Source organism: Haloferax profundi (assembly GCF_001469865.1).
Lineage (GTDB): Archaea > Halobacteriota > Halobacteria > Halobacteriales > Haloferacaceae > Haloferax > Haloferax profundi.
On sequence record NZ_LOPV01000022.1, the window covers coordinates 1 to 9,303 of the forward strand.

The following is a 9,303-nucleotide window of genomic DNA, read 5'->3' on the forward strand; positions in this document are numbered from 1 at the left end:
CCTCGTCGTCGACGCCGACCCGAAAGCCGAGTACACGGCGCGGACCCACAACGAGACGCGCCGCGACGACCACGCAGATACCGTCGAACGACGCGCCGAAATCGTCGAAGAAGACGCACTCATCTTCCGGCACGTCATCACCGAGACGGGTGATGGCCGCGGTCACGAGTGGGAACTCACCGTCGAGTACACCATCGACCCAGAACACGACGCGATGCTCGCGGACGTGCAGTTCGAATCCTTCGACGGCGGCGAGTACGAACTGTACACCGTCGCCGACACGGCACTGGCCAACACCGGGACGAAAGACCGAGGTATCCGCCTCGGCCAACTCGGAAGTTACCACCTCGTTGCGCGCGACGCCGGCGCGTTCGACGCCGGTGAGGGACGCGACACACTCCTCATCGACGAGAACGGTCAAGAGTACAGCGTCGCCATCGCACTGACTACTGCCGGGCGGTTCGAGTGGGCAACCGTCGGCGTCGCCGGGTCGAAGTACCTCGCGGAGTTCTTCTCCAAGGGCGAACTGCCGACCGCACAAGAGCGTGTCGACGACGAGAACGTCGTCCTCGTCGGCCGAATCGGGACGGGCGACGACCTCTCGGAGACGCTGGCACTCGGCTTGGCCGAACACGCCGACACCGCCGCTGCGCTCGGCGAGGCTGCCGGTGCGCTCACCCGTGGCTACGAGACGGTTCGTGGGGCGTACAGCGACTCGTGGGAGGAGTTCCTCTCGGACAAAGACCTCCCGGCATCCGTCGCGAGCGACCCGGACCTCACGGCACAGTACAAGACGTGTCTGATGAGTCTCCGGGCAGTCGAAGACAAGACCTACCTCGGCGCGGGCATCGCGTCGCCGTCGGTTCCGTGGGGCGAAGTCGTCCCCGCAGAGGAGTCGAAGGGGTACGGGTACAACTTCGTCTGGTCGCGTGACCTCTATCAGGTGTTCACCGTCTTCGAGGCCGTCGGCGACATCGAGACGTCCATCGACGCGCTGGAGTACATCTACACGCACCAGCAAGACGACCGGGGATTCATCCCGCAGAACACCTACCTCAACGGCCGGACTCGCTGGGGCGGCGAGCAGATGGACAACATCTCGTTCCCGCAGGTGATGGCGTACATGCTCACAGAACACGGCGTGACCTTCGACGACGTGGACTACGACTACGTCAACGTCAAACGGTCTGCGGACTACGTCGCTCGAAACGGACCGCCGACCGCACAGGAACGATGGGAGGAAGAAGCCGGATACTCGCCGTCGTCCATCGCGGCCGAAATCGCAGGACTCGCCTGCGCGGCCGCCGTCGCACTCGACGAGGGCCACGACGAGGACGCCCTCGTGTGGCTCGCCCTCGCGGACGACTGGACCGAACGCGTGGACGACTGGACGGCGACCCGCACGGGCACCGACCGCCACACGAACACGCCGTACTACGTCCGTATCACCCGAGACGGAGAACCCGACGCCGGACACCTCCGGACGCTGGCGAACAACGGCCCGACGCTGGACGAACGCGAAATTATCGACGGCGGCTTCCTCGAACTGACGCGCCTCGGTATCAAACCGGCCGACGACGAGATAATCCGCAACTCCATCGAAGAGACAGACGAGACGATTCGCGTCGATACGCCGCACGGCCCGGCGTTCTACCGCTACAACGGTGACGGCTACGGCGAACGCGAACGCGACGAAGAGGGTGCTCCGTGGTCTATCGACGCCAAAGGGAAGGGTCGCCTCTGGCCTATCTTCACCGGCGAACGCGGTGAGTACGAACTCATCGCCGGAACCGAATCTGGCGAACTCGCGCCGGAGAACCTCCTCCGGACGATGGCAGCGTTCTCCAACTCCGGCCGGATGTTGGCCGAGCAGGTCTGGGACCGCGAACACTCGACGGCCTTCAACTGGGAGTTCGGCGAAGGGACCGGCAGTGCGACGCCACTCGCGTGGTCGATGGCGCAGTTCGTCCGCCTCGCGCACGGTGTCGACGCCGGCGAACCGGTCGAGACACCAGCGTTCGTCCGTGAACGCTACGTCGAACGTGACCGCCCGTCCGGGCCGAGTCTCCGCGTGAGCACCCGCTTCAAGGGCGACAAACTCGTCGTCTCCGGGCAGACTGACGCCGCCGTCGTCGCGGTGAAGACGCCGGGTGAGACGACGCTCGTCGAACCCGAAGCGGAGTCGTTCGAAGTCGAAGTCGCCATCGAGTACGGCGAGAACCAAGTGACCGTCGCCGCCGCGACGCACGCCGACCTGACGAAGGCCGGAACGACTGTCTCGCGGTTCACGCTCTAGGCGGACAGCCCCGATTTCGGTTTTTCTCTCTTGACTCGATACGGTCAACCAGTTGGTCGTGCGAGACGACTGCCCGACTCCTCCGTCGTTTTTCTCGTCGGTCGACAAAGTGAGACATGGACAGGCGGGCGTTTCTCGCTCTCGCAGCGACCGGCGGTGTCTCGTTAGCGGGGTGTGGCATCAGCGTCGGCAGAGAGACTCGCGCAGCAGGGTCTTCCGATGAACCAGCGGCCACTGCGACCTCTTCGACCACAGCCGAGAACGACGCACCACGTCCGCTCCCGGTGACCATCACGCTTCCAGTTCCCGAGTCGGAGCTTCGACAGTCAGTGGCCAGAGATGCGATTCCGGCGATTACGGCACCCACGTTCGCGCCCGACTGGGAGGACGTCGAAGTCGAACTCGATAGTGGGACGTACCGTCCGCAACTCGGCCACGACGACCTCGTCGTCGGCGTCGAACGCGACGGGGTGGCCCGCGCGTATCCGCTTCGAGTCCTGAGTTGGCACGAAGTCGTCAACGACCGATTCGACGACCACCCCGTCGTGGTCACCTACTGCCCGCTGTGTCGAAGCGGGATGGTCGCGACGCGCCGTGTCGGCGACGACGAAACGACATTCGGCGTCTCTGGGTACCTCTGGAACGAGAACCTCGTCATGTACGACACCACGACGGAGAGCCTCTGGGGTCAACTGCTCGCGACGGCGATTCGCGGCCCTGCGGTCGAGACACGGCTGGAACTACTCCCTTCGACAGTGACCTCGTGGGGCGAGTGGCGCGAGGCCGTCCCGGAGACGGAGGTGTTGCTGCCGCCGCCCTTCTCGGACACCGTCGTCGGTGAGGTGCGATTCAACTACGGGTTCGACCTCTACGACCAGTGGGCGAGAGTCTGGGACGCGTACCCCGACATGTCACCGGGAGACGTCGGTGGCGACACACGCCTTTCGAGTCGGGAGTTGGTCATCGGTGTCCGCGGCGGTGACGTTGCTCGGGCGTACGCAGAAACTCGCGTCCGGTGGGCGGGTGTCGTCGCCGACACCGTCGGTGACGTACCCGTCGTCGTCACGACTGCACCGGGCTACACCCTCGTCGCCTACGACCGACGAGTCGGCGAGGAGACACTCCAGTTCGAGCGAGTCGACGACGAGTTAGTCGGTGGGGGGTCACGGTGGAATATCCACACGGGGAGCGCAGTCGACGGTCCACACGAGGGAACGCACCTCTACCGGGCGAACGAGTACGCGCCGATGCTGTGGTTCGCGTGGCTCGCGTTCAACCCCGACACAGAGGTGTGGAACGCCTGACTGCGTCCTGACCCGAGCAGATAGGTGGCCAATACAGTCCACGGACAGAGACGTTCACCAAAACATGCAAAATTATTAAGGTGTTTCCTCGAATAGCTATCTCCGCCACGACACGTGTCGTGGTGATACAACGATTCCCGGCCGTCCACCGACAGCCAACCCGAATTCCACGACGGCCGAGCGTTGCCCTTGCCCGCCTACGCGGTTCGTGCCCTATGAGTTGCCGCGTAGGCGTCTTCTGCATCGTCAGCGACGGCACCCGTCCTCTCGCCGCCGTCGCTCGGTGCCATCACTGCTTTCCAGTCTCGGACCTAACGAACGCATATGCCAGTGTACCAGCGTCGGACCCGCGTCGCTGCGCCCCTCGAACGAGTCTGGGAGTTCCACTCCGATATCTCGGGGTTAGAAGCCCTCACACCGGCGTGGATGAACCTCGAAATCGTCGCCGTTCGCGGGCCCGACGGCGACAGCAACCCGGACGAACTCGTCGCTGGGACGGAAATCGAGATGTCGATGCGTCCGTTCGGTGTCGGCCCACGCCAGCGGTGGGTCTCTCGCATCCTCGGACGCGAAAAAGACGAGTCGACGGCGTGGTTCCGCGACGACATGGCCGGCGGGCCGTTCGAACGCTGGGTACACACGCATCGCTTCGTCGCCGACGGCGACGAGACGATTATCGACGACAGGGTGGCGTACGAACTCCCGTTCGGTCCGCTGGGCGAACTCGCGGGCGTCTTCGGTGATATCGGGTTCGAACCCATGTTCCGTGAGCGACATCGACGGACGAAGGAAGCGTTAGAGTAGGGATGCTCAGTCGTCGCTGAGGGAAAACCGAGGTTCGACCTCTGAGCGAACGCCGCCGACGTCGAACTCGAACCGCGCCCCACCGAGGTCGGATTCGGGGTCGGTGACCGCTATCTCCCAGCCGTGGGCCTCGACGATGCTCTCGACGATAGAGAGGCCGAACCCACTTCCAGACTCGGACGTGGTGTGTCCGTGTTCGAACACTGTGTCACGTTTGTCCTCGGGGATGCCGGGGCCGTCGTCGGCGACGTAGAATCCGGACTCTGTCGGCCCGACGCGGACCAAGATATCCGGGTTCCGAGCCACACCGTCGGCGTGACAGTCTGGACCCTCCGCAGCACCAGACTCGGAACCGTCGTCGGAAGGATTCCGACGGTCTGTCGAGCCATGCTCGACAGCGTCACCAGACATGGTCTGGTTGCTCGTGGAACCGTGTTCCACGGCGTTTCGGAACAGGTTCTCGAAGGCCTGTTGGAGGCGTCCCTCGTCGGCCGGCGTGGTCCCGAGGCCATCTTCGACGATGAGAACGGCATCGTCGCCGGTGTCGACTGCTTTCCACGCTCGTTCGACCACGTTCTCGATGGCGACAGCGTTGGTTTCGCCGACTTTCCGGCCCTGTCTGGCCAGCGTGAGTACGTCGTTGAGGAGTGTGTCCATTCGGCCGACCCCGTCGAGTGCCCGGTCGAGGTACGTCACGTCGTCTTCCTCGCGGGCGAGTTCGACGAACCCTTTCGCGACGTTGAGTGGGTTCCGAAGGTCGTGTGAGACGACCGATGCAAACTCTTCGAGGCGGTCGTTCTGCCGCCGGAGTTCGCGCTCTCTGCGCTGTCTCGCCAGCGTGTGCGTGATGTTGTTGCCGACAGACCGAAGCAGGTCGACTTCCGTGTCGGTCCACGACCGGCCGTCGTCGACCACGTCGAAGACGACGAATCCGACGAGCGACCAGTTCGAAACCATCGGGACGGAGACGAACCCGCCGGTCTCTGCGTCTGCGAGGACCTGTTTCGTGTTCGACGCCTCCGGTGGGAGGTCAGACACGCTGTGGAGACACGCGTTCTCGAAGCGGTGGAGGCGCTGGACCAACCAGCGAGCGTCTCGAAGCGAGATACGATCGGGGTGGTCGGTGTGGTCGCCACTCTGCCAATCGTGCATTCGGGCGGCGACGTTCGTCTCGTCGTCGTAGAGGTACACGGAACACCGGTCGAGGCCGGCGACTTCACCGACCGTCTGGAGCGTCCACTCTATCTTCGTCCCGATTTCGTCCGCTTCGGCGCTCATCAGCGACGTCGACGTGTCCAAGACGGCGTCTTTCAGCCGAGTCTCGTAGTTGATTCGGTCCCGATGCCGTCGGCGCTCGGTCACGTCCTGGAGCGTTCCGATGACGCCCAGTTCGTCGTCTTCTGTCGGTCGGGCCGCGAGGTGCCCTTCGCACAAGAGGTCGTCGTGTGAGTAGTTCGGGCCGGGCGCGAGAACTGCTTCGAACCGCTCTGTCTCCGGCCCGGTCGAACTCGTGACCGTGTCGAACACTGCTTCGAATTTGTCGGGAGCGTCCTCGATGATGTCGGTGAAGCGTCTGCCGAGGATGTTCGACCGGTCGTACCCAGTGAGGTCACAGAAGACTTCGTCGACAGACGAGAAGCGCGCGTCGCTGTCGAGCGAGTAGACACCGCTGTCGAGGACTTCGATTGCAGTTCCGTACCGTTCTGAGGCGGCTTTCGCGCGATACTGCGAGACGGCGTTGACCACGCGGTTCGCGAGGACCGTGTACTGGTCGGTACCCGTGTCCTTCTGCATGTAGTCGGTCGCACCGACGCGGAACGCATCGCGCGCGACTTCTTCGGAGCCTTTCCCGGTAAAGAGGATGAACGGAAGGTCGGGGTGTTCTGACCGAACCGCTCTGAGGAACTCCAGTCCGTCGATATCGGGCATATCGTAGTCGGAGACGATACAGTCGATTCGCTCTTGCCGGAGTCGGTCCAGCGCCTCAGTCCCCGAGTTCGACGTCGTCACCGAGAGGTCGACGTCGCCCGCCTCGCGTTCGAGATAGATAGAAACGAGGTCCGTGAGGCTCGGCTCGTCGTCGACGTGAAGAACGCGTACGTCAGCACCCGAGCCGTCGTCCATACTGTGTTGCACTCGCTCAGTAATATGAGCGTTATGTCGCGGTTATCACCAGCGATAACCCACTGTGGCATCCCCCGACATATTTCGGTGCGAGACGTGCTCACACGTCAACGTAGAATCTAACCGACACAGGACCACCGCTGGCGAGCAGCGCTCTCACGGGTCACGAAGCGGTGATGTAGATACCGCCGAGGACGATAGCCCCACCGAGAATCGTCGGAAGTGTGGGAATCTCACCGAGGAGAAAGAGAGCGAGGATGGTGCTACCGACAGGTTCACCGAGTAGCGACACCGAGACGACGCTCGATTCGAGGTGCGCGAGCGCCCAGTTGATGACCGTGTGCCCGAAGATACCGGGACCGATAGCCATCCCGAGGAACAAGAGCCATTCGCGCGGTGGGTAGCCAGAAAGCGGGTCGCCGCGGGCGACTGCGACCGAGAGGAGCGCCAGCGCACAGACGCTGTACACGACGACGACGTAGGGGACGAGTGCGACGCGACTGCGGACGCTCCGCCCGGTGAGGACGTACGCGGCGGCAGTCACTGCGCCGACGATTGCGAGTGTGTTCCCGAAGAGTGGGCGAGGGGCACCACTCGCGGTGAGCAGGTCAGACAGCGACATCAACACCATGCCAGCGAGTGCGACACCGATGCCGAGTGTCGTCCGACGACTCACGCGTTCGTCGAGGAACGCCCACGCGCCGACGGCGACGAAGAGCGGTTGCGCCTGGACGAGCGTGACGCTGGCCGCAACCGTCGTGTGGTTCAGACTCTCGAACCACGACGCGAAGTGTGCCGCGAGGGCGACACCCGCACCGCTCGCTGCCCAGAGGTCACGACGCGAGATACTGGCTAGTGCGTCCCGATGCCGGACGAGCGCAACCGGGGCGAGCAAGGCGACGGTGAATACGACGCGGTAGAACGCCTTGACCAGACTCGGCGCGGTACTCCAGCGCACGAGAATCGCGCTCGTGCTGACGGCCAGTATCGCGACGCCGAGACCGGTGAGCGGGGAGAGAGAGCCATCGTGCGCAGACGTGGTCACACCCCGCACGATGAAGAGTGAGGGCTTACCGCTTGCGAATCTCTTTAGCCTCCGGTCGTCCGTGAGTCGATAATGAGTGACTGGTTGGAGACGAGAAACAGGTTCGAGACGGGTGACCGACTCGGGATTGGACTCGTCGCCCTCTCGGGACTTGGGTTCGGAACGCTCGCCATCTTCGGCAAGTTCGCCGCGGCGGCGGGTCTCTCGATTCCGACCGTCCTCTTCTTTCGGTTCTTCGTCGCGACGATAGTCGTCTGGTCGTGGTTAGCTCTCCGCGGTGACCTACGTCTGCTCTCGGGGCGCGACTTAGCCGTCGGCCTCGGACTCGGTGGTCTCGGCTACGCCACGATGAGTTCCCTCTACTTTCTCGGGTTAGAGTACCTGACGGCAGGACTCACATCTATCGTCCTCTACACGTACCCAGTCTTCGTCGTGGGCCTCGCAATCGTCGCACTCGACGAACCGGTCACGAGACGAACGGTGAGCGCACTCGTCGTCGCACTCACTGGTGTCGCCCTCATCACAGGGGCAGACCCCGCCGGCGTCGACCCACGAGGCGTCCTCATCGTCCTCGTCGCGGCCGTCGTCTACGCGACGTACATCGTGGTGGGTCGACGGGCACTGAATACGGTCGATTCCCGGACGCTCACCGCGCACGTCCTTCCAGCGGCCGCCGTGTCGTTCCTCCTCGTCGGCACTGCGACGGGGCAACTCTCGGTTCCGACCGAGACTGCGTCGTGGCTCATCGTCGGTGCAATCGCCGTCTTCGCCACCGCAATCCCGATATTCGCGTTCTTCGCCGGCATGGCCCGCATCGGCGCCAGCAGAGCGAGTATCGTCAGCACCTTCGAACCAGCGGGCACGCTCGTCTTGGGTGCACTCGTCCTCGGCGAACCCGTGACGCTGGTGACTGTGCTCGGCGGGACACTCGTCGTGACTGGTGTCGTTCTCGTAGAGTCGTAACGCGGCGTTCGGACAGCGCCCGAGTGGAGAACCTGACGCTCGGGAGAAGTGCTACTCGGCGTCTGCCGGCGTGTCGAAGTCGTGGAAGTGTTCGCCCTTCTCCTTCGTCAGGATGTTGAGGGCGGCAGCAGCGCCGTCACCGGCCGAGATGATGGCTTGCCACTCCTCGGCGCGGACCATCGCGCCGGTTGCGTACACGTTCTCGACACTCGTCTCCATCGTCACGTCGACGTCGACGACGTCCTCGTCCGTGAACGAACATCCCAACTCCTCGGCGAGGCTCCGCTTCGTCCCCGTGGCGAGGACGACGTAATCGGCCTCGTACTCCTCGTCGCCGGCCGTGACGACGAATCCATCGCCCGATTGTGCGACAGCGGTCACTTCGGCTTCGTGGCGTGTCGCGCCGAACCCGTCGACTTGCTCGCGGGCGTCTTCGAGGAACTCGGTTCCGTCTTTCGAGTCGATGCCGAGGTAGTTGAACAGGTGGGCCTTGTGCAACCACGTCTTGTCCGTGTCGAATACGTCCACGTCCAGGCCGTTTTTCGACGCGAACAACGCAGCGGAGAGTCCTGCGGCACCACCACCGACCACGATTACTCGTGCCATGCCAATACATGACGGTGCGGAGATAGATGAGGATTTGGGCCATCCATGACGAGTCGCACACCCACTCTCGAACGTGTTCGCCGAACGGACCCGACTGGCTACCGTCTCCGCGCCCGAATCAGTCCTTTCGGGTTGGCGAACGAGACGACTGACCTTCGGTC

Annotated in this window: 7 protein-coding genes; 4 read left to right on the forward strand and 3 right to left on the reverse strand. The window is 63.8% G+C overall.

Annotated elements, in window-relative coordinates; genetic code table 11:
- The 3 genes from AUR66_RS01450 to AUR66_RS01460 form a co-directional block, all read left to right on the forward strand.
- On the forward strand, positions 1-2,296 hold a 2,296-nt coding region (locus tag AUR66_RS01450; RefSeq protein ID WP_231727713.1), incomplete at its 5' end, for a glycoside hydrolase family 15 protein.
- A 116-nt stretch (positions 2,297-2,412) separates the two neighbouring features.
- Complete coding sequence (locus AUR66_RS01455; protein WP_058570756.1) at positions 2,413-3,600, forward strand: DUF3179 domain-containing protein; 1,188 nt, start codon at positions 2,413-2,415, stop codon at positions 3,598-3,600.
- Positions 3,601-3,924: 324 nt separating this feature from the next.
- Positions 3,925-4,404 carry an SRPBCC family protein gene (locus AUR66_RS01460; RefSeq protein ID WP_058570757.1) on the forward strand — a complete coding sequence of 160 codons (480 nt, stop codon included), beginning with the start codon at positions 3,925-3,927 and terminating at the stop codon, positions 4,402-4,404.
- Positions 4,405-4,410: 6 nt separating this feature from the next.
- On the opposite strand, the gene AUR66_RS01465 is transcribed toward AUR66_RS01460, so the two are convergent.
- Together AUR66_RS01465 and AUR66_RS01470 are read right to left on the reverse strand one after the other, a co-directional pair.
- Positions 4,411-6,528 (reverse strand): hybrid sensor histidine kinase/response regulator, encoded by a 2,118-nt coding sequence (locus AUR66_RS01465; RefSeq protein WP_058570758.1) that lies wholly within the window; start codon positions 6,526-6,528, stop codon positions 4,411-4,413.
- A gap of 163 nt (positions 6,529-6,691) precedes the next feature.
- Positions 6,692-7,573 carry a DMT family transporter gene (locus AUR66_RS01470; RefSeq protein ID WP_058570759.1) on the reverse strand — a complete coding sequence of 294 codons (882 nt, stop codon included), beginning with the start codon at positions 7,571-7,573 and terminating at the stop codon, positions 6,692-6,694.
- Positions 7,574-7,645: 72 nt separating this feature from the next.
- Here AUR66_RS01470 and AUR66_RS01475 point away from each other — a divergent pair, with 72 nt between their 5' ends.
- Positions 7,646-8,536: a DMT family transporter gene (locus AUR66_RS01475; protein ID WP_058570760.1), complete on the forward strand. Its 891-nt coding sequence runs from the start codon at positions 7,646-7,648 to the stop codon at positions 8,534-8,536.
- A gap of 51 nt (positions 8,537-8,587) precedes the next feature.
- Here AUR66_RS01475 and AUR66_RS01480 read toward each other — a convergent pair whose 3' ends face one another.
- Complete coding sequence (locus AUR66_RS01480; protein ID WP_058570761.1) at positions 8,588-9,142, reverse strand: FAD-dependent oxidoreductase; 555 nt, start codon at positions 9,140-9,142, stop codon at positions 8,588-8,590.
- Positions 9,143-9,303 lie beyond the last annotated feature (161 nt).